This is a genomic window from Avibacterium avium (assembly GCF_900454535.1).
Classification (GTDB): Bacteria; Pseudomonadota; Gammaproteobacteria; order Enterobacterales; family Pasteurellaceae; genus Avibacterium; species Avibacterium avium.
Genome location: NZ_UGSP01000001.1, coordinates 16257 through 37500, shown reverse-complemented (window position 1 = coordinate 37500; position 21244 = coordinate 16257). Strand labels below are relative to the sequence as shown.

At 42.8% G+C, this 21244-nt stretch carries 17 protein-coding genes, 2 tRNA genes and 3 rRNA genes (1 of these 22 running past the window's edge); 16 read left to right on the top strand and 6 right to left on the bottom strand.

What is annotated here, in order from left to right; genetic code table 11:
* The 5 genes from DYC50_RS00180 to DYC50_RS00160 form a co-directional block, all read left to right on the top strand.
* Window positions 1-2237 (top strand): 23S ribosomal RNA (locus DYC50_RS00180); it begins 662 nt to the left of the window's first position.
* A 133-nt stretch (window positions 2238-2370) separates the two neighbouring features.
* Window positions 2371-2486, top strand: a 5S ribosomal RNA gene (gene rrf / locus DYC50_RS00175).
* Between the two features lie 50 nt (window positions 2487-2536).
* Window positions 2537-2652, top strand: a 5S ribosomal RNA gene (gene rrf, locus DYC50_RS00170).
* Between the two features lie 11 nt (window positions 2653-2663).
* Window positions 2664-2740, top strand: a tRNA-Asp gene (locus tag DYC50_RS00165).
* 8 nt (window positions 2741-2748) lie between these two features.
* Window positions 2749-2824, top strand: a tRNA-Trp gene (locus DYC50_RS00160).
* A gap of 422 nt (window positions 2825-3246) precedes the next feature.
* On the opposite strand, the gene glpK is transcribed toward DYC50_RS00160, so the two are convergent.
* On the bottom strand, window positions 3247-4755 hold the full coding sequence (glpK, locus tag DYC50_RS00155; RefSeq protein WP_115248532.1) for a glycerol kinase GlpK: 1509 nt from the start codon (window positions 4753-4755) through the stop codon (window positions 3247-3249).
* 401 nt (window positions 4756-5156) lie between these two features.
* Between glpK and DYC50_RS00150 the strand changes: the two genes are divergently transcribed.
* Window positions 5157-5894 carry an MIP/aquaporin family protein gene (locus tag DYC50_RS00150; RefSeq protein WP_115248531.1) on the top strand — a complete coding sequence of 246 codons (738 nt, stop codon included), beginning with the start codon at window positions 5157-5159 and terminating at the stop codon, window positions 5892-5894.
* 67 nt (window positions 5895-5961) lie between these two features.
* On the opposite strand, the gene tsaA is transcribed toward DYC50_RS00150, so the two are convergent.
* Window positions 5962-6678, bottom strand: coding sequence for a tRNA (N6-threonylcarbamoyladenosine(37)-N6)-methyltransferase TrmO (gene tsaA / locus DYC50_RS00145; protein WP_115248530.1), 717 nt, complete (start codon window positions 6676-6678; stop codon window positions 5962-5964).
* Between the two features lie 103 nt (window positions 6679-6781).
* Between tsaA and DYC50_RS00140 the strand changes: the two genes are divergently transcribed.
* From DYC50_RS00140 to DYC50_RS00130, 3 genes are all read left to right on the top strand, one after another.
* On the top strand, window positions 6782-7687 hold the full coding sequence (locus DYC50_RS00140) for a 1,4-dihydroxy-2-naphthoate polyprenyltransferase (protein WP_115248529.1): 906 nt from the start codon (window positions 6782-6784) through the stop codon (window positions 7685-7687).
* 49 nt (window positions 7688-7736) lie between these two features.
* Entirely contained in the window at window positions 7737-8237 is a 501-nt protein-coding gene (rraA, locus tag DYC50_RS00135; RefSeq protein ID WP_103854135.1) for a ribonuclease E activity regulator RraA, read from the top strand.
* Between the two features lie 228 nt (window positions 8238-8465).
* Window positions 8466-9854: a DASS family sodium-coupled anion symporter gene (locus DYC50_RS00130; RefSeq protein ID WP_115248528.1), complete on the top strand. Its 1389-nt coding sequence runs from the start codon at window positions 8466-8468 to the stop codon at window positions 9852-9854.
* A 130-nt stretch (window positions 9855-9984) separates the two neighbouring features.
* Here DYC50_RS00130 and DYC50_RS00125 read toward each other — a convergent pair whose 3' ends face one another.
* Window positions 9985-11751 (bottom strand): cation:proton antiporter, encoded by a 1767-nt coding sequence (locus DYC50_RS00125; RefSeq protein WP_115248527.1) that lies wholly within the window; start codon window positions 11749-11751, stop codon window positions 9985-9987.
* Between the two features lie 110 nt (window positions 11752-11861).
* The gene (locus DYC50_RS00120; RefSeq protein ID WP_115248526.1) at window positions 11862-13889 is read right to left on the bottom strand and encodes a BCCT family transporter; all 2028 of its coding nucleotides are present in this window, start codon (window positions 13887-13889) and stop codon (window positions 11862-11864) included.
* Window positions 13890-14335: 446 nt separating this feature from the next.
* On the opposite strand from DYC50_RS00120, the gene copM reads away from it, so the two are divergent.
* A complete protein-coding gene (gene copM, locus DYC50_RS00115; protein WP_035685595.1) occupies window positions 14336-14686 on the top strand; it encodes a CopM family metallochaperone in 351 nt (116 codons plus the stop codon).
* Between the two features lie 291 nt (window positions 14687-14977).
* Here copM and proB read toward each other — a convergent pair whose 3' ends face one another.
* Window positions 14978-16081 carry a glutamate 5-kinase gene (gene proB, locus DYC50_RS00110; protein ID WP_115248525.1) on the bottom strand — a complete coding sequence of 368 codons (1104 nt, stop codon included), beginning with the start codon at window positions 16079-16081 and terminating at the stop codon, window positions 14978-14980.
* A 158-nt stretch (window positions 16082-16239) separates the two neighbouring features.
* Between proB and DYC50_RS00105 the strand changes: the two genes are divergently transcribed.
* The 3 genes from DYC50_RS00105 to folA are packed head-to-tail and all read left to right on the top strand — an operon-like array spanning window position 16240 to window position 18005.
* Window positions 16240-17028 carry a threonine/serine exporter family protein gene (locus DYC50_RS00105; RefSeq protein WP_115248524.1) on the top strand — a complete coding sequence of 263 codons (789 nt, stop codon included), beginning with the start codon at window positions 16240-16242 and terminating at the stop codon, window positions 17026-17028.
* On the top strand, window positions 17025-17489 hold the full coding sequence (locus DYC50_RS00100) for a threonine/serine exporter family protein (RefSeq protein WP_103853895.1): 465 nt from the start codon (window positions 17025-17027) through the stop codon (window positions 17487-17489). The genes DYC50_RS00105 and DYC50_RS00100 overlap by 4 nt, the downstream gene beginning before the upstream one ends.
* 33 nt (window positions 17490-17522) lie before the next feature.
* Window positions 17523-18005 carry a type 3 dihydrofolate reductase gene (folA, locus tag DYC50_RS00095; RefSeq protein WP_115248523.1) on the top strand — a complete coding sequence of 161 codons (483 nt, stop codon included), beginning with the start codon at window positions 17523-17525 and terminating at the stop codon, window positions 18003-18005.
* A 73-nt stretch (window positions 18006-18078) separates the two neighbouring features.
* Here folA and DYC50_RS00090 read toward each other — a convergent pair whose 3' ends face one another.
* Window positions 18079-18693, bottom strand: a complete 615-nt coding sequence (locus DYC50_RS00090) for a LysE/ArgO family amino acid transporter (protein WP_115248522.1) — start codon at window positions 18691-18693, stop codon at window positions 18079-18081.
* 153 nt (window positions 18694-18846) lie between these two features.
* Between DYC50_RS00090 and rpe the strand changes: the two genes are divergently transcribed.
* From rpe to trpS, 3 genes are read left to right on the top strand one after another with little or no spacing between them, the layout of a single operon-like run.
* Complete coding sequence (gene rpe, locus DYC50_RS00085) at window positions 18847-19521, top strand: ribulose-phosphate 3-epimerase (RefSeq protein WP_115248521.1); 675 nt, start codon at window positions 18847-18849, stop codon at window positions 19519-19521.
* Window positions 19521-20195 carry a phosphoglycolate phosphatase gene (locus DYC50_RS00080; protein WP_115248520.1) on the top strand — a complete coding sequence of 225 codons (675 nt, stop codon included), beginning with the start codon at window positions 19521-19523 and terminating at the stop codon, window positions 20193-20195. The genes rpe and DYC50_RS00080 overlap by 1 nt, the downstream gene beginning before the upstream one ends.
* 23 nt (window positions 20196-20218) lie before the next feature.
* Window positions 20219-21220 (top strand): tryptophan--tRNA ligase, encoded by a 1002-nt coding sequence (trpS, locus tag DYC50_RS00075; RefSeq protein WP_103854128.1) that lies wholly within the window; start codon window positions 20219-20221, stop codon window positions 21218-21220.
* Window positions 21221-21244 lie beyond the last annotated feature (24 nt).

Below are 21244 nucleotides of genomic sequence, written 5' to 3'. Positions count from 1 at the left end.
GTATAGACCCGAAACCCGGTGATCTAGCCATGGGCAGGTTGAAGGTTGGGTAACACTAACTGGAGGACCGAACCGACTAATGTTGAAAAATTAGCGGATGACTTGTGGCTGGGGGTGAAAGGCCAATCAAACCGGGAGATAGCTGGTTCTCCCCGAAATCTATTTAGGTAGAGCCTTGAGCGGACACCTTTGGGGGTAGAGCACTGTTTCGGCTAGGGGCCCATCCCGGGTTACCAAACCGATGCAAACTCCGAATACCGAAGAGTGATACTCAGGAGACACACGGCGGGTGCTAACGTCCGTCGTGGAGAGGGAAACAACCCAGACCGCCAGCTAAGGTCCCAAAATCTATATTAAGTGGGAAACGAAGTGGGAAGGCTTAGACAGCTAGGATGTTGGCTTAGAAGCAGCCACCATTTAAAGAAAGCGTAATAGCTCACTAGTCGAGTCGGCCTGCGCGGAAGATGTAACGGGGCTAAAATATAGTACCGAAGCTGCGGCATCAGTAGCAATACTGTTGGGTAGGGGAGCGTTGTGTAAGCGGAAGAAGGTGGTTCGAGAGGATTGCTGGACGTATCACAAGTGCGAATGCTGACATAAGTAACGATAAAACGGGTGAAAAACCCGTTCGCCGGAAGACCAAGGGTTCCTGTCCAACGTTAATCGGGGCAGGGTGAGTCGGCCCCTAAGGCGAGGCTGAAAAGCGTAGTCGATGGGAAACGGGTTAATATTCCCGTACTTGGATAAACTGCGATGTGGGGACGGAGTAGGTTAGGTTATCGACCTGTTGGAAATGGTCGTTTAAGTTGGTAGGTGGGTGAGTTAGGCAAATCCGGTTCACTGTAAACACTGAGAGATGATGACGAGGCACTAAGGTGCTGAAGTAATTGATACCACACTTCCAGGAAAAGCCACTAAGCTTCAGGTTTATCTAAACCGTACTGAAAACCGACACAGGTGGTCAGGTAGAGAATACTCAGGCGCTTGAGAGAACTCGGGTGAAGGAACTAGGCAAAATAGCACCGTAACTTCGGGAGAAGGTGCGCTGGCGTAGTGTGAAGTTCTTTACGGATGGAGCATGAACCAGTCGAAGATACCAGCTGGCTGCAACTGTTTATTAAAAACACAGCACTCTGCAAACACGAAAGTGGACGTATAGGGTGTGATGCCTGCCCGGTGCTGGAAGGTTAATTGATGGTGTAATCGAAAGAGAAGCTCCTGATCGAAGCCCCAGTAAACGGCGGCCGTAACTATAACGGTCCTAAGGTAGCGAAATTCCTTGTCGGGTAAGTTCCGACCTGCACGAATGGCATAATGATGGCCAGGCTGTCTCCACCCGAGACTCAGTGAAATTGAAATCGCCGTGAAGATGCGGTGTACCCGCGGCTAGACGGAAAGACCCCGTGAACCTTTACTATAGCTTGACACTGAACCTTGAATTTTGATGTGTAGGATAGGTGGGAGACTATGAAGCGGTAACGCCAGTTATCGTGGAGTCGTTGTTGAAATACCACCCTTTAACGTTTGATGTTCTAACGAAGCGCCTGAAACGGGTGTTCGGACAGTGTCTGGTGGGTAGTTTGACTGGGGCGGTCTCCTCCCAAAGCGTAACGGAGGAGCACGAAGGTTTGCTAATGACGGTCGGACATCGTCAGGTTAGTGCAATGGTATAAGCAAGCTTAACTGCGAGACAGACAAGTCGAGCAGGTGCGAAAGCAGGTCATAGTGATCCGGTGGTTCTGAATGGAAGGGCCATCGCTCAACGGATAAAAGGTACTCCGGGGATAACAGGCTGATACCGCCCAAGAGTTCATATCGACGGCGGTGTTTGGCACCTCGATGTCGGCTCATCACATCCTGGGGCTGAAGTAGGTCCCAAGGGTATGGCTGTTCGCCATTTAAAGTGGTACGCGAGCTGGGTTTAGAACGTCGTGAGACAGTTCGGTCCCTATCTGCCGTGGGCGTTGGAGAATTGAGAGGGGCTGCTCCTAGTACGAGAGGACCGGAGTGGACGCATCACTGGTGTACCAGTTGTCTCGCCAGAGGCACAGCTGGGTAGCTAAATGCGGAAGAGATAAGTGCTGAAAGCATCTAAGCACGAAACTTGCCTTAAGATGAGTTCTCCCTGACTTAAAGTCAGTAAGGGTTGTTAGAGACTATGACGTAGATAGGCTGGGTGTGTAAGCGGTGTGAGCCGTTGAGCTAACCAGTACTAATTGCCCGAGAGGCTTAACTATACAACGCTCAAGGGTTTTGGCTTGTTTTTGATTGGAAAGAAAGAGTAAGAATAAAGACACTTAGTCGGATAATGGAATAGAAATAAGCGAAGTTATTGACTAAGAGAAAAACATAAAGAATAGAAAGAATTATCTTGGCGGCGCTAGTGCAGTGGACCCACCTAAATCCATGCCGAACTTAGAAGTGAAACGCTGTAACGCCGATGGTAGTGTGGGGAATCCCCATGTGAGAGTAGGACACCGCCAGGTTTTATTTTATTAATTTATTTTTGTTTAAGTAAATTAACAAAATAAAATTTTTTGGCAGCTATAGTGTAGCGGACCCACCTAATTCCATGTCGAACTTAGAAGTGAAACGCTATAACGCCGATGGTAGTGTGGGGTATCCCCATGTGAGAGTAGGTCACTGCCAATTATCAATTTTGCGGAGCGGTAGTTCAGCTGGTTAGAATACCTGCCTGTCACGCAGGGGGTCGCGGGTTCGAGTCCCGTCCGTTCCGCCACTTCATTTAGGGGCGTAGTTCAATTGGTAGAGCACCGGTCTCCAAAACCGGGTGTTGGGAGTTCGAGCCTCTCCGCCCCTGCCATTAATTATTTCTATAATACATTTTTACAGGTGTGTTATTATTCTTCCGTTATTATATCTGGTTCTGTATTAGATTAGTTCTAAATTCTACACTAAAAGCACAGTGCCTTTAGCAATTTTTTGGTGTTCCAAAGTTAAAACGAAATTTAGCCTGATTCTAGAAATTTTCAATTCCCATTAATGTAATTTCTCGTTTCTAATCGGTTAGTGATTAATTCTGAATTATCTAAATTCGTTTACACCTAGCACAATGAATTATCTTTATTTTATAGGCTAGCGTAACTGTTAATCTAATACAGTCACAAAATATATTCGAGTCTTCTGTGGGGGTTAAGGAGAATAGTTAGTTGCTGTGGAAAAATCTGCCCCTTAAATCATAGTTTGTTATAAGGAGCAGATTTGTTATTCAATAATGTTTAGTGATTAATCTTCATCTTTTTCCCATTCTAATGCACGTTTCACGGCTTTTTTCCAGCCTTTGTAACGTTTAATGCGTTTAGCTTTATCGTCATCAGGTAAGAAAGTGCGTTCAACATCAGCTTTATCACGCAATTCGTCTAAATCTTTCCAAAATCCGGTGGCAAGCCCAGCAAGATAAGCTGCGCCTAGTGCGGTAACTTCTTTCACCACAGGGCGTTCAACTGGGGTGTTGAGAATATCGGCTTGGAATTGCATTAGGAAATTATTAGCGGTTGCGCCGCCGTCCACGCGTAAGGACTTGAGTTTTTCCCCTGAATCGGATTGCATTGCTTCTAATACATCACGAGTTTGATACGCGATAGATTCAAGGGTAGCGCGCACAATGTGGTTGCGGTTTGCGCCACGAGATAGGCCTAAAATTGCACCTCGGGCATAAGGATCCCAATAAGGCGCGCCTAAACCAGTAAAGGCGGGAACAACATAAACACCGTTACAATCAGGTACTTTTTGTGCGAAATATTCGCTGTCAAAACTATCGTGAACAATTTTGAGTTCATCACGCAGCCATTGAATTGATGCGCCGCCCATAAAAATTGAGCCTTCTAAAGCATATTCAGGCTCGCCTTTAGCATTACAAGCAATGGTGGTGAGCAAGCCATTTTGCGATTGTACGGCTTTATCGCCTGTGTGCATTAACATAAAGCAGCCTGTGCCATAGGTATTTTTAGCTTGCCCTGCGTGAACGCAAAGATGTCCATAAAGGGCTGCTTGCTGGTCGCCTGCAATACCCGCCACTGGAATACGCACCCCACCTTTTCCGCCGATATTGGTTTGTCCGTAGATTTCCGAAGAATTACGCACTTCAGGTAGCATTGATTTTGGAATGTCCAAAATTTCGAGCATTTTGTCATCCCATTGTTTGGTATGAATGTTAAATAACATTGTGCGAGAAGCATTGGTGTAATCCGTAACGTGTACGCGTCCTTGGGTGAGTTTCCACACAAGCCAAGTATCCACCGTACCAAAAAGCAATTCGCCACGTTCAGCTTTTTCTCTTGCCCCTTCAACATTATCCAAAATCCATTTCACTTTAGTGCCAGAAAAGTAAGGATCTACCACCAATCCTGTGGTTTTACGAATATAGTCTTCGTGGCCGTCTGCTTTGAGTTTGTCGGTAATATCCGCGGTGCGGCGGCACTGCCACACAATGGCATTGTAAACCGGTTTGCCGCTTTCTTTTTCCCATACGATAGTAGTTTCGCGTTGATTCGTGATCCCTATCGCTGCAATGCTATCAGAAGAAATGCCGGCTTTCGCCACCACTTCGTTTAAGGTGGAACTTTGTGTTGCCCAAATTTCCATTGGATTATGCTCTACCCAGCCTGCTTGTGGGTAAATTTGGGTAAATTCACGCTGCGCAATTTCAACAACATTGGCATTATGATCGAGCAATACCGCTCTGGAACTGGTTGTGCCTTGATCTAAAGCGATAATATATTTTTTCTCTGTCATAATCGATCCTCTTTTGTCTGTTAGATAAGTAAAATGTTGCACCTTTTTACTCACGAGAACATTAATTTTGAGCTAAAACGAAAGCATTACCTGAAAGAAAATAATCGAAAACGCTCAAGTTTAAAATGAGCAATATTCAAATTTTTGATCCACTTCACAAAATATTTTTACCGCTCCCTATTATGAGTTATTCACTATATTTCAATAATAATCAATAAATTAAAAATGTGATCCAGTTAGCAAATTGGAGAAAAAGTAGATAAATCCTTACAAAAAGTATTGCTTTATAAGATTTTCTATTAATAATGAAATACGCACCAATAATATTCAAAAGAACACTTTTTGGATCTAAACGAAAGAAAATTACAGATCTCATAAAATGGATTAAAAAGGAGTGCATTATGAATGCTTATCTGGCTGAATTTATTGGTACGGCATTACTGATTTTAATGGGGAATGGTGTCGTTGCAAATGTCTGTTTAAATAAAACCAAAGGGCAAAGTTCAGGGTGGATTGTGATCACCACCGCTTGGGCGTTTGCAGTTTATGTGGCGGTGGTCGTAACAGGGCCTTATAGTGGCGCGCATCTTAACCCTGCGGTAACCCTTGGCTTAGCGGTAATTGGCAGTTTTGCGCCTTCAATGATTTTAGGCTATATAGCAGCGCAAATTGCAGGAGGTATGTTCGGCGCGCTACTTGTGTATATTTTCTATAAAGATCATTTTGCCGCTACTGAAGATCAAGGCTCAAAACGCGCGTGTTTCTGTACAGAACCAGCCATTCGCAACTATGCTAGCAACTTTATTAGCGAACTCATTGGCACCTTTGTTTTATTATTCGTGATTTTCTACATCACGGGAGCAAGCCTGAATTTTCCAGAAGGAACCCCAACCCCAATTGGTTTAGGTTCACTTGGCGCATTACCAGTGGCGATCTTAGTGTGGGCAATTGGCTTGAGCTTAGGTGGTACAACAGGTTATGCCATCAATCCTGCCCGTGATCTTGGCCCTCGTCTAACCCTTGGTTTATTAGGTAAAACCTTAAATACAGGTGCAGATTGGCAATACAGCTGGGTACCTGTCTTAGGCCCAGTTACAGGGGCTGTGTTGGCAGGTTTACTGTACAACGCCTTAATGTAAGAACGAATAGGAAAAAGGAAAGCGTTCAAATTGAGGATATTTGGACGCTTTTTTATATAGGCTAGCCTTATTCTTTTGCGATCTCAATCACTTCGCCCCACTCATCATCTCTCACCCACCATCGAACATTAAAATCATATAATTTCATTCCATAAATACGATCAGATGTTTTTCCTTGTTGATAAGCGGGGCGGGGATCTTGTTGTAGCACTTCTGTGATAAAACGCTGAAAATTTGGATATTTTGCACCGCACTTGATTAATTGCGCTTGAGCCTGTGGGGAAAAGCGAACTTGTAGTTTTGCTTCAGGTGGCTGTTGGGCAAAGCCCGAATTGGCATTGGGTTCGCTGTCGGCATAGGCAATATAGGGTTTGATGTCAAAAATAGGGGTGCCGTCAACCAAATCGACCGAGCCTAAATGCAACAGCACTTCACCTTGATTGATTTCAATGCGTTTTAATTCTACTTTGGAAAGCCCTAAGGGATTAGGGCGATGTGTGGCGCGTGAAGCAAATACCCCAACACGTTGATTACCACCAAGGCGTGGTGGGCGCACGGTGGGCTGCCATTTGCCTGTGGGGATTTTATCAAACTGGAAAATAAGCCATAAGTGAGAAAATTGATCCAAACCACGCACAGCTTCAGGTTGGTTATAGGGTGCGAGTAAGCGGATTGTGCCAACGCCGTCTTGCACTAAATTAGGCTGGCGTGGCACGGAAAATTTCTCTTTATAAGGCGTGTGAATAATCCCGATGGGGGAAAGGGTTAAATTAAGTTGCGACATATTTTCCTTAAACAGTTAAAATGGCGAAAATAAATGAGTACAATAGCCCATTCTTTGGGATATTTTACGCCAAAATCAGGATTTAGAAAGATAAGTGAAAAATATGGATAAACAAGTTGTTAAAATGTGGGTGGAAACCGCAAGACCAAAAACCCTGCCTTTAGCCGCCGCTTCAATTGTTATGGGGGCAGCACTTGCCTATTGGGATGATAAATTTAGCTGGCAAATCAGTCTGTTATGCTTGATTACCACCTTGTTGCTACAAATCCTTTCTAACTTTGCCAATGATTATGGCGATCACCAAAAAGGCAGTGATACCGCAGAGCGTATCGGCCCATTGCGTGGTATTCAGCACGGTGTGATTAGTGCGCAGCAGCTGAAAAAAGGGCTTATTGCGGTGATCTTAGCAAGTTTATTTTTCGGTTTTCTGTTAATTGGCATTGCGTATCAAAGTTATGCCGATCTCTTGGCATTTTCTCTTTTAGGCGGGCTTGCCATTATTGCCGCGATTACTTATACCGTAGGCGCAAAGCCCTATGGTTATATGGGATTGGGCGATATTTCCGTGCTGCTGTTTTTTGGTATTTTGGGCGTATGCGGTACTTATTATTTGCAAACTCATCAACTAAATTTAATGATTTTTTTACCCGCACTTGCAACCGGGCTTTTTGCCACTGCGGTATTAAATATCAATAATTTACGCGATATTGAGCAAGATAAAAAAGCAGGTAAGAACACCCTTGCCGTCCGTCTTGGGGCGAAAAATGGACGAATTTATCACTGCACTTTGTTAGCCGTAGGCGCATTGTGTTATGTGATTTTTGCCTTAGCGAATTTCCACCATTTATTGAGCTTTATTTTTCTTTTGGCCTATCCTTTATTGGTTAAGCACGCGTTGTATGTTTATCGTAGCCAAGATCCCCTGTTATTGCGCCCAATGCTCGGACAAATGTCAATGTTAGCGCTTTTAACCAACTTACTTTTTAGTTTCGGCTTGCTAGTGGGCTAGCAATAGGCATATACTAGAACAATCATTTTCAGCGTAAAAAGGTGAACTTATGTGTATTGATACTTCCACATTGTGCGATGTTTATTTAGATCAAGTTGATGTTGTTGAACCGATTTTTTCTAATTTTGGTGGATTAACCTCATTTTACGGCAAGGTTACCACAGTAAAATGCTTTGAAAGCAATGGCTTAATTGCCGAGATTTTAGAAGAAAACGGTGAAGGTCGCGTATTATTAGTTGATGGTGGTGGTGCAGTACGCCAAGCCTTGATTGATGCGGATCTTGCTCAGCTTGCCTTAGATAATGGCTGGGAAGGAATTATTGTTTACGGTGCAGTTCGCCAAATTCAACAATTAGAAAATTTAGATATTGGTATTCAAGCTCTTGCGCCAATTCCAGTGGGCGCAAGTGATGATACGCAAGGGGAAGTCGATGTGCCAGTGAATTTTGGTGGCGTTACTTTCTACCCAGAAGACTATGTGTATGCAGATTTAACTGGCATTATTCTTTCGCAAGAGCCGTTAGAGCTAGAAGATGTCGAAGAAGAATAATTTGATTAAGGATTAAGATAATAATGGCAAGTTCTTCTTGCCATTATTTTTTTATCCTTGTTTTTCCTTTTCTTATTCCTTTTTACGATTTCCCCAATTATTTTTCTGACCTGCCTCACAAAACCACAAATTTTTTGTTGCTTTTTATTAACAAGTTGATAACGTTAGCTTGTCTTTATGACTAACCCAAAAAAGTTAGTATCCACGTCTTCATAAAGAGGGATTATTATGAACGCAGCAACAAACAATTCTACATCACATCGCAATGGAATTATTCTCCTTGTGGATATGGTGCTTTTCTTTGTTTTATTACATTTTTTACCTTTTGATGCCAAAGCGAACAAAGGCTTAGCAATGCTGGCATTTATCGCCGTGTTATGGCTCACCGAAGCCTTGCACGTTACCATCACTGCACTTTTAGTGCCGCTATTGGCCATTGTGTTGGATCTGGTTACCACTAAGCAGGCGCTGGTTGCCTTTGCTGATCCAAATATCTTCCTATTCTTTGGGGGATTTGCGCTTGCCACAGCCTTACACCAACAAAATATTGACCGTATGATTGCCAACAAAATTATGGCATTAGCCGGCGGGCGTTTATTGGTGGCGGTGCTTTATCTCTTCACCATTACCGCATTTTTATCAATGTGGATGAGTAACACCGCAACTGCGGCAATGATGTTACCATTAGCAATGGGAATTTTAAGCCAAATGGATAAAGAGCGTGAGCATAATACCTATGTTTTCGTACTATTAGGGATTGCTTATAGTGCAAGTATCGGCGGTATGGGAACGCTCGTAGGTAGCCCACCAAATAACATTGTGGCAACTCAACTAAAACTCACTTTCTCCGATTGGTTAAGTTACGGTTTACCAGTGATGATTCTATTAATGCCAATTATGATTGGTACGCTATATATGGTATTCCGCCCGAAACTAAACCTACATTTCAAACAAGATTTTGAAAAAATTGAGTTTAATTCTAAACGCATTATCACCCTTGCGATTTTCGTTTTAATCGCGCTATGCTGGGTGTTCAGCAGCAAAATTAACCCAATGCTTTCTTCTTTGCTAGGGCTTGAGAAAAAAATTGCCAGCTTTGATAGTGTGATTGCGCTCTTCGCTGCGGTGGTGATTTGTGCCACAGGAGTTGCTTCTTGGAAACAATTACAAAACAACACGGACTGGGGTGTGTTAATGCTGTTTGGTGGTGGTTTAACCCTAAGTTCCGTATTGCGTGATTCAGGCGCGAGCCGCATTTTGGCTGATGGTATCGTATTCTTAATTGAAGGCGGACATTTCTATCTCATCGGCTTGTTGGTGGCAGCATTTATCATCTTCTTAACGGAATTTACGTCTAACACCGCAAGTGCGGCCTTATTAGTACCGATTTTTATCTCCATTGCACAATCTTTAGGAATGCCAGAGCTTGGCCTTGCGTTAATCATCGGTTTAGGGGCATCTTGTGCCTTTATGTTACCAGTCGCCACACCGCCAAACGCGATTGTATTTGGTACTGGCGAAGTGAAACAACGTGAAATGATCCGCGCAGGTATCTTGCTCAATCTCATTAGCGTATTTGTAATTGGTACAGTAGCTTATTTAATGTGGTTTAATTAACGACAAAAATGGGGGATTAATTCCCCCTGATAGCAAGATGCGTTGTGCATTCTTTATCTAAATAAAAAAGTGCGGTGAAAAATTTCCATTTTTTCCACCGCACTTTTTCTTATCTTATCTTATATTGTAATTATTCTTCCGCTACCAGTGCCACAATACGACAATTTGTTGGCACGCTATTTTCATCATTAATAATGGCAATAAAGCCTTTATCATCAATGGTATATAACGGCACAAATTGTTTGTTGGTGGTTTTGTAATCTTGATAAGTGTAGCTATCAGTAAGATTGGTTACCTTAACACGCGCATTTTTCGCCAACATACTGGCTAATTTTGCGTAAGTTACATTTTTACCGAAAAGCCAGTTGGAACGGTAGTTGTCTTGAATATCATAACGTTCCGTTGGATTGTTATCATCGCTGAAACGAATGCGGTAAATGTTTTCTTTATCAAATTCGTGGCGATAATGAATTTCCGACAAGGTATTGAGTTCTTTGTCCGTACTAATGGCGAACATATTGCCCAACCCGATAAGATCCAAATGCCCATCGGCGTGGGTAGAAACTGGGTTGCCGTAGTAAGTGCGCAGCCCCAACATTCTGGCTTTCGCCACTTCATTATAATGGCGGCTTGCGACCAACACGTCCACATTTTGATCTTTTAAGGATTTCGCAATGGCTAGCGCCACAGGGTTTGAACCAATAATCAACACGCCTTTGTACACCGATTCTTGCACATTCAGCAATTTCGCAATGGTTTTTGCCCCTAAGCCTTGAATTAGTACCGTACCAATAATAATCGTGAACACTAACGGCACGAGCAATTCCACGCCTTGAATTTGGGTTTCTTGCAATTTAATCGCGAAGAGAGAAGAAATGGCTGCGGCGACAATCCCGCGCGGGCCAATCCAGCTAATCATCAATTTTTCATTTAAGGTTAAACTTGAGCCAATAGACGAAAACCAAATGGCAAGCGGACGAGCGATAAACATTGCCACGAATAACAGTAAAATGCCTGCCATTCCCACGCTCGCTAAATGTTCTAAATTCACCCGCGCGGCTAAAATGATAAACAGGGTGGAAATCAGCAAAACGGTCAGGGATTCTTTAAATTCTAAAATATGATCTTTCGGGAAGCCTTTCCAGTTCGCCAACGCCACGCCTAGCACAGTAACCGTTAATAACCCTGATTCGTGGGCGAAATGGTTTGACGCGGTGAATAACAGCAAAATGTAAGCAAGCACGAACACGTTGCGCAAATATTCAGGGATCATATGGCGTTTAATCAGATTGGCCAGCAACCACGCGCCTGCCATTCCAATCACTCCTGCTACGGCAATGATTTTGGCAAAGGTGCCGATTTCACTGGCTTCACCGCCAGAAATAATGTATTCATACACCAACACCACAGCGATCGCCCCGATTGGGTCAATGATAATGCCTTCCCATTTGAGAATATTGGCAATGTTGCTGTTCGGGCGAACGCTACGCAACAATGGCACAATCACCGTTGGGCCAGTTACGCACACCAATGTACCGAATAGCAAGGCGATGCGCCAATCCACATCAAATAGAAAATAAGTGGCAACGGAAATCACGCTGACGGTGATGAGCATTCCGAGCGAAACCAAGAGCTGCACCACCTTGCCGTGTTGTTTTATTTCGTCAAACTCCAGCGTGAGCGCCCCTTCAAAAAGAATCACGGCAACGCCAAGGGAAATAAACGGAAAGAGTAAATCGCCCAAAATCACATCGGGATTAAACAAGTTCAGCACAGGGCCGACAATAATCCCAATCAGCAATAAAAATAAAATTGAGGGCTGTTTCAAATACCAAGCGAGCCATTGCGCCACAATCCCTAAGCCCACAATGGCAGATAAAATAAATGCGGTATCCATAAGTTCTCCATAAATAATCAAAAGCGAGAAACGCTCGCGTAAAAAAGTGCGGTCAAAATTCTATCATTTTTTTGACCGCACTTTGTTTTTAATTGCAGAAATAGGTCAGATTATTCTGCCAATTCCGTTTGTTCGTGCGACATTAACTCTTGCCCCACATCGCCAAGCAGGCTGATGTAGCGTTCGTATTGACGCAAAATATCGGCGATCAGTTCATCTCGCGTCATATATTGTACATCGTAACCCGTGCGCCCATCAGCAAAATAGGTCATTGGTTGATAGGTAACGGAATGTTGAATATGCGGAAGATTTTCATCGTCCACCAACTGCGATGAAACTTCGTAACTCACCGATTTCACCCCGTAGATAAAATCACGCATCGATTCTTTTTTGATGATCAGTTCCACGCTTGGCTCTTCTGCCTCAAGCGATGGCACAACGTCCACATTCAGGCTGTAAACTTCCACTAACTCTTGGCGTAGCTCACGCATTGCAGGCAAGGCGGTGCGTTTTAGGAATTTCACAATATCCTTTTCCTGCGTTTGGTTGAGCATTTGCCCTAAGCGATCTTTCCATTTTTCCCCTGTCCATAACAAGCTGGTTGGGGTGACTTTGGCGGCGAAGTATTTTTGATCCGCATTCAAGCCTTTCCATAAACTCACGCACATCACTAACATCAACATTGCAAAGGGAAGCGCGACCAATAAAGTCATTGTTTGAAGCGTGCCTAAACCGCCCTCACGCATTAACACAATAGCTAATACCATCATCACCGCACCCCACATTATGGCTTGCCAACGCGGTGCGGAGAGGCTTTTATCCCGTGATGCCATATTATTCAGCACATAAATGCCTGAATCTGCTGACGTGATGAAAAAGAGTGAAATAATCACTAAGGCTAAGGTGCCAGTAAGGGCAGAGAGCGGTAAATAATCTAAGAATTTAAACAATAATTTTTCTGGCGCAGAAGTAAATTCGTGCAATGCACCGTTGGCAACGTTTAATTCTAACCAAATCGCACTGTCACCGAACACGGTAAACCATAGAATACTGAATAAACTTGGCACGGCTAGCACGCCGAAGATAAATTCACGAATGGTGCGACCACGGGAAATACGCGCGATAAACAAGCCCACAAACGGCGCCCAAGAACACCACCACGCCCAATAAAGCACTGTCCAACCAGTGAACCACGCAGTGTTTTCTGTTTCGTACGCATAGGTTTTAAAACTTAGGCGTACTAAATTGCTCAAATAAATGCCAATGTTATCGCTAAATGTGGTGAGCAAATATAGGGTTGGGCCTGCGATTAAAATAAACAACATTAAAGCGAGGGCTAAGCCTAGATTGATTTCACTGAGTAATTTCACCCCTTTGCCCACCCCAGAAATAGCGGAAAACACGGCAATGGACATCACCACAACGATAATAATGGTTTGTAGGCCGAAGCTATTTTCTTGCACCACGCCAAGTTCCGTTAGCCCCGCACCAAGTTGCGCAGCACCAAAACCGAGGGTGGTGATAATCCCGAATAGGGTGGCGACTAACGCCATAATATCAATCACATCGCCTACTTTACCGTTAATGCGATCTTTCAATAAGGGGTAGAAACAAGAACGCAACGCTAACGGCAATTTATAGCGAAAGCCAAAATATGCCAACGCGAGGGCAATCACCCCATACACTGCCCAAGCGTGAATTCCCCAGTGGAAAAAGGTATGCAATAAGGCTTCTTGTTGTTTATGTTCAGCAGATCCTGTGGTGATGGTGGAAAAATAATGGGTGAGCGGTTCTGCCACGCCGAAGAACATTAATCCCACCCCCATTCCTGCGGCGAACAGCATTGCTAGCCAAGAAAGGAAAGAAAATTCAGGTTCTTCTTCATTGCTCCCCAGTTTAATATTGCCCAAACTACTGACAGACAGCACAAACAAAAAGCAGAGAAAAATAGAAAATGCCAAAATGTAAAACCAACTAAAATTGGCAAACACTCCCGCTTTCGCCCAATCTAAAAGTGTGGTGGTTTTTTCTGGTAAAATTAAGGTGGCGAGCAACAATAAAATAACCAGTAATAAAGTTGCCCCTATAACAAAGGGGTTAAAGGATGATCTTTTATGAATAAAAGCAGAAAAAGACACAACAATGATTCTCCTTTAATAAGTTAATGTTTTGTACACATATCAATCTCAACAAATAAATTGAAATAGCCGCTAAATAGCTCGCTTAAATAAAGAATACAAAACAAATTGATGAATGAAATTGCTTCAAATTTGAGCTAAAAAAGACGTTCATTACGCCTTTCTTAGCAATAAACGTTTATGCAACGTATTGAGTTGTACATCACAGTACAAAAAGACGAAAAAATCATACTTTCTCGATATGAAATTCTCAAAAACGGATAGATTATAGCATAAAATATCGAGGATTGACAGACCTTATTATTTTCACTTATATATCAATAAGATAACTATAAATTTATCAAAGAAATGTATAAGAAGAAGTTTTGCTTTTTTTCTTGACCTTACCCTAAGGGTAAGGTTTATTATTTTGGCTCATTTAATCATACAAAAATAAGGTACTCACAATGAAAAAAGCACTATTGATTTTAATCGGTTTAGTTTCTAGCACTGCGATGGCTGAAATGCAACATCATCACACGGCACATCAACCTAATGCAATGCAAAGTGAATTAATGGCAAGTATGTCTGCAATGCACGCGGATATGGAAAAAGGAATGCAATATCAAGATGCTGATGTCGCGTTCGCGGCCAGTATGCTGCCACATCACGAAGGTGCAGTGAAAATGGCCGAGATAGAATTGAAATATGGCAAAGATCCTGAGTTACGTCAGCTAGCAGAAAATATCATCAAAGCACAACAGAGCGAAATCCAATTTATGCAACAATGGTTGGAAAAACATCAGGCTAAACAATAATGCTGAAATAACGCCCTCAACTTAGGGCGTTATTACTTTTCTTAATTCCCCAAATAGGAATTAAATTCTCGATCACTGTCGCAAAACGCAAACAAAGCTTTCCTTCTTCTTTTTCTTTTAAGCTACTACTCTATTTTTTCAATTTCTAAAATATCGATTTTTAAAAATCGATATAAATTATCCTTAAAAATCAATGAGATATAAAATTATAAAAAAGAAAGACGAGAGAAAATTTAAGAGTAAAAAAAGGAATAATCACTTTCTTGATTATTCCTTATAAAGCGATAATTTTTATAATACGATCATATCATCACGATGCACTGCAACAGAGCCGTATTCATAGCCCAAAATTTGCGGAATATCTTGCGATTTTTTGCCTTTAATTAAATTCAATGCATCGCTGTTGTAGCGTGGAATACCAAGAGCGATAACTTTACCGTTAGGTTGCTGGATTTTTACTACTTCACCGCGCGAGAAGCGCCCTTCGATTTGTGCAATGCCAGCGGGAAGTAAGGATTTATGCTGAATTAGCACCGCACTTGTTGCCCCTTCGTCAATGATGATCGTGCCAGCTGATGGCGCTGCGAAAAGCCATTGTTTACGGCTTTCAAGACGATCCGTTTGTACGGTAAATTTTGTGCCGATATTTTCTCCATAAGCCAGATCCACAATCACATTTGCACGATTGCCGGGGGCGATAATGGTTTCTACGCCTGAACGGGTGGCGACATCAGCAGCGATTATTTTGGTGGACATTCCGCCTGTGCCGAGGGTTGTGCCACTTCCGCCGGCAATTTGGCGAATGTCATCAGTGATTTTTTCCACCACGGAAAGCAATTTGGCTTGCGGATTTTTTCTTGGATCGCTATCGAACAAGCCTTGTTGGTCAGTGAGCAAATAAAGTTGCTCCGCTTGTGCCAAAATAGCCACCAGCGCCGATAAATTATCGTTATCGCCCACTTTAATTTCTGCGGTAGCAACAGCATCATTCTCATTAATTACAGGAATAATGCCGTTATCTAACAAGGCGTTAAGGGTATCCCGCGCATTAAGAAAACGTTCGCGATCTTCAATATCAGCACGGCTGAGCAAAATTTGCCCGATGTGAATATCATAAATGGAAAACAGCTGTTCCCACGTTTGAATTAGCTGGCTTTGTCCCACGGCAGCTAATAATTGCTTTGATGCAATAGTAGGCGGAAGTTGTGGATGGTTGAGATAATCGCGCCCAGCCGCCATTGCACCAGAAGTAACAATAATAATGCGAAAGCCTGCTTGGTGTAGTTGGGTGATTTGGCGCACAATTTCCATCATATGTGGACGATGAAGCTTGGTTGTGCCTTGTGTTAAGGTGCTTGTGCCAAACTTCACGACAATGGTTTTCTTTTGTTCCATAAGGGATTTTCCTGTTAATGTTTAATGCGCAAAACCCTATCATTAAATGAGAAAAATTTCATTAAATTTTCACCGCACTTTCTATGATTTAAAACAATCTTTATTACCTAAAAAGCGTTATAATATCGACATTTTTTAATCAACTCATCTTAGCCAAAATGTCAGAGCAAAGTCGTATTGAACGCCAACGTGAAGTAACAAGGTTATGTATAAAAGTCGCATTAATGCTACTTCAACACGGGGCAGAAAGTGCCGTTGTGGTACAAATGTCGCATAGATTAGGACGCGCCTTGGGAATGGATAGTGTGGAATGTGCATTAACGCCCAACGCTGTGATTATCACCACGCTATATCATAATCATTGCATTACCACCGCACGCAAAAATGTGGATCAGGATATAAATATGCATATTGTTACGGAAGTGCAGCGGGTGGTGATTACTGCCGAACATCGCATTTATGATATTCATCAAGTGCGTAAACGCCTTGAGCAAATTAAGCCGTTTAAATATAACCGCTATCTCGTGGTGCTGATGATTGGCTTATCCTGCGCCTGTTTTGCCCATTTATCTGGCGGCGATATTCGGATTTCAGTCATCACTTTTGTTGCCGCGGCCGTTGCGATGTTTATTCGCCAAGCTCTTGCCCATCGGCATTACAATCCGATTATTGTGTTTTCCATTACCGCCTTTATCGCATCAATTATTTCAGGAATGGCGCTGAAATATCAGTTAGGCAATGATCCGCAAATCGCCCTTGCTTCTAGCGTGCTTTTGCTCGTGCCGGGCTTTCCATTGATTAATTCGCTGGCGGATATTCTCAAAGGCCACGTTGGTATGGGCTTAGGGCGTTGGACGATTGCCACCATTCTCACATTCGGCGCGTGTCTGGGCATTGTTTTTGCCCTTGCGCTGTTGAATATTCCCTATTGGGGAGAATTAAAATGACCTTATTGCTGAATTTATTCGATGATATGTTATTCGCCGCCATTCCTGCGGTGGGCTTTGCTTTAGTTTTTAATGTTCCGCCTAAGGCCTTGAAATATTGTGCCATTTTAGGGGCATTAGGACACGGATTGCGAACCTTACTCGTGCATTTCGATGTGCCATTAGTGTTTGCTACCTTTGCTGGCGCAAGTTTAATTGGTTTTATCGGCGTGCATTTATCCCATCGTTATCTTGCCCACCCAAAAGTGTTTACCGTCGCGGCGATTATTCCGATGATCCCGGGTGTTTATGCTTATAAAGCGATGATCGCCATTGTGCAAATTCATCATTATGGCTTTTCCGATGTATTATTCGCCCAAATGATTGATTATTTTATTAAAACAGGCTTTATTTTAGGCGCATTGGTTTTTGGCTTGGCGCTACCGGGCTTATTGTTCTATCGACAAAAACCTGTAATATAATAGGCAAAGCAAGGTAAATAGAAAGGAAAGCAAATGACGCTCAGCTTAATTGTAGCAATGACGAAAAATAATGTGATCGGGAAAGATAACCAAATGCCGTGGCACTTGCCTGCGGATCTTGCGTGGTTTCGCCAAAATACGCAAGGCAAGCCCGTGATTATGGGGCGAAAAACCTTTGAGAGCATTGGCCGTCCGTTACCAAAACGCACCAATATTGTGCTTTCCCGTTCCCCTTTTCAGCACGAAGGCGTGATTTGGAAAAGTGATTTTGCAAGTGCGGTGGATTTTGTCAAAGATTTTCCCGAAATAATGCTTATTGGCGGCGGTGAGCTATTTAAACAATATCTTCCTATCGCGGATAAACTCTATCTCACTGAAATTCAAGCAGAAATTGACGGCGATACGTTTTTCCCACACATTGATTGGGCAGAATGGAAAATTGAATTTGAGCAATATCGCCCCGCCGATGAAAATAATCCTTATGATTGTCGGTTTTTAATTTTGCAACGGATTTAGTGGATTTCTTTCTAGCAAAGAAGAGTAAAGTGCGGTGCATTTTGCTCAATTTTTTGCATTTTATTTATATAGATTAAGCAGATAAAGCGTAACCTAGCAAGCTAAAGGCAATAAACCACATAATGATCCCAGTTGAGCAATCCAACAAACGCCAAGTGATTGGTTTTTGGAAAAAGGGAATCAGCAATCTTGCGCCATAGCCCACACTGAAAAACCATAATCCTGATGCGGAAATCGTGCCGAGTAGAAACGCGGTTTTATGCTCAATACTTAACGTGCCAGCAATACCGCCGACGATAACAATGGTATCCAAATAAACGTGCGGATTAAGAAAAGTGAGCGCGAGGGCGATCGCCACCGTTCTTTTAAGGGATAAGCTTGCCCCTTGTTCTAGGGCGAGCGCGGTGTTGTTGCGATAAGCGGAAAGGAAAGCGCGGCCACCATAAACCAGCAAAAATAATCCTCCCACTAAGGCTAATACCACACTGGCGATTTTTTCTTGGCTGATGAAATGCCCTAAACCAAACACGCCAAGGGAAAATAACAAGCAATCACAGAGAAAAAATAACACACAAAGCACGAAAACGTGCTGTTTGAGCAAGCCTTGTTTAAGTAAAAATGTGTTTTGCGCACCAATGGTGGCGATAAGCCCAAAGCACATTAAAAAGCCTTGTAGATAAAATTCCATTGCTTTCCTCTAGTTATTCCCTAATGATTCAAAATGGCGATTATAAAAGCCACAGGTGAAAATAATCAATCGCAAAGGGCAAATTTCCTTAAACTTTGCCTTATTAAGTAGTACACTATCGACACTTATTTTCAGCCTATTTAGAGGGATAAAATGAAACCTTTTTTAATTGCGCCATCTATTTTATCTGCGGATTTAGCCCGCTTGGGCGAAGACGTGGAAAACGTGCTAAAGTGCGGTGCAGATTTAATTCATTTTGATGTAATGGATAACCATTATGTGCCGAATTTAACCTTTGGCCCTGCGGTATGCAAAGCCCTGCGTGATTATGGCATTAGCGCGCCCATTGATGTGCATTTAATGGTGAAACCGGTGGATCGTTTAATCCCTGATTTTGCCAAAGCAGGGGCGAATTACATCACTTTCCACCCTGAAGCCACAGAGCATATTGATCGCTCGCTGCAACTTATTCGTGATAATGGCTGCAAAGCAGGCTTGGTGTTTAATCCAGCTACGCCATTGAGCTATTTGGATTATGTGATGGATAAAGTGGATATGATCTTGCTGATGTCAGTAAACCCAGGATTTGGCGGTCAGTCTTTTATTCCTGCCACGCTGGAAAAATTAAAACAAGCTCGCCAACGTATTGATGAAAGTGGTTTGGATATTCGTTTAGAAGTCGATGGCGGAGTGAAAGTGAATAATATTGCGGAAATTGCACGCGCAGGGGCGGATACTTTTGTGGCTGGCTCGGCAATTTTCGATCAACCCGATTATCAAAAAGTGATTGACGAAATGCGTCAAGAATTAAGTAAGGTAAGCAAATAATGACATCACAATTTAAACTTATTGGTTTCGATTTAGACGGTACGCTAGTAAACAGCCTGCCTGACTTAGCCCTTTCGGTGAATTCTGCGTTAAGTGAAGTGGATTTGCCGCCAGCGCCTGAAGAATTAGTGCTAACTTGGATCGGCAATGGCGCGGGCGTATTGATTGGGCGCGCATTGGAATGGGCGGCCACACAAACTGGCAAAACATTAAGTGCGGTGGAAATTGAGCAAGTAAAAACGCGCTTTAATTTTTATTATGGCGAAAACCTGTGTAATCTCAGCCGTTTATATCCTAATGTGAAAGAAACGCTGACCGCGTTAAAAGAACGTGGCTTTATTTTAGCTGTGGTAACCAATAAGCCAACACAACACGTTCTCCCTGTGCTAAAAGCCTTTGGCATTGATCATTTATTTAGCGAAACCTTAGGGGGGCAATCCTTACCACAAATCAAACCACACCCTGCGCCACTGTATTACTTATGCGGTAAATTCGGCTTATACCCAAAACAAATTTTATTTGTGGGTGATTCAAGAAATGACATTATTGCCGCCACTTCCGCAGGCTGCCCAGTGGTGGGATTAACCTACGGCTACAATTACAATATTCCTATTGCAGAAGCGCACCCTGATTGGGTTTTTGATGATTTCGCGCAAATTCTGCAAATTGTTTAATATGAATTAAAAAGGATATAACAATGACCAAACCTATCGTATTTAGTGGCGTTCAGCCTTCTGGTGAATTGACTATTGGTAACTACCTTGGCGCGTTACGCCAATGGGTGAAAATGCAAGATGATTATGAATGCCTGTTTTGTATCGTGGATCAGCACGCCATCACAGTTCGTCAAGATCCGCAAAAATTACATTCTGCCACCCTTGATGTGCTAGCCTTATATTTGGCTTGTGGGATTGATCCTGAAAAAAGCACGATTTTTATTCAATCGCACGTTCCAGAACACGCTCAGCTTGCGTGGGTGCTAAATTGTTACACCTATTTTGGCGAAATGGGGCGTATGACCCAATTTAAGGATAAATCCGCACGCCACGCCGAAAATGTGAATGTTGGATTATTTACCTATCCTGTTTTGATGGCAGCAGATATTTTGCTTTACCAAACCAATCAAGTGCCAGTGGGGGAAGATCAAAAACAACATTTAGAAATCACCCGTGATATTGCACAGCGTTTCAACGCCCTTTATGGTGAGCATTTTGCTATTCCAGAAGTGTTTATTCCGAAAGCGGGCGCGCGCGTGATGTCGTTGCTTGAACCTGAGAAAAAAATGTCTAAATCAGATGAAAATCGCAACAACGTGATTGGTCTGTTAGAAGATCCCAAAGCCGTGGTGAAAAAAATTAAACGTGCAGTAACGGATTCTGATGAGCCACCTGTAATTCGTTATGACGTAAAAAATAAAGCGGGCGTGTCTAACTTGTTAGATATTTTGGCGGGGATTACCGGCAAAAGCATTGCTGAATTAGAAGCAGAATTTGAAGGCAAAATGTACGGTCATTTAAAAACTGCCGTGGCCGATGAAGTGTCTGCAATGCTCACCCAGTTGCAAGAGCGCTATCACCATTTCCGTAATGATGAAGCTTTATTGCATAAAATCGCTGCAGAAGGGGCGAAAAAAGCACAAGCACGCGCGAAAGCCACATTAGATGCGGTGTACAAAGCTATCGGTTTTGTTGCGCCTTAATGCTTATTGCGATTTCATTTTAAT